The organism is Photobacterium sp. R1, assembly GCF_054600795.1.
Genome location: NZ_BAAHZP010000875.1, coordinates 1 through 243, shown reverse-complemented (window position 1 = coordinate 243; position 243 = coordinate 1). Strand labels below are relative to the sequence as shown.

At 59.3% G+C, this 243-nt stretch carries 1 protein-coding gene; it reads right to left on the bottom strand.

Going from position 1 to position 243, the window contains the following annotated elements:
- Positions 1 to 243, bottom strand: a 243-nt coding sequence (locus tag ACYP03_RS27570) for a tetratricopeptide repeat protein (RefSeq protein WP_459782879.1), incomplete at both ends; no start/stop codon positions are given.

Genomic DNA, 243 nt, shown 5'->3' with positions numbered 1-243 from the left:
AATGCCTGCAGATTGTCAGGATCGCGCTCCAGCAAGTGCGTCAGCATATTACGGGCAAGCTGAAGCTGGCCTGGCTGTCCGCCCATCATCAGGGTCTGTGCATAGCTCAGCTGCAGACTCGGATCATTCGGCGCCAGATCCAGGGCACGCTTCATTGCGCCCTGGGCTGTTTCAATATCACGGTTTGCCATGCCGATTCGGCCCAGCAACAGCCAGCCGGTGGCATCATCCGGCCGTTCATGC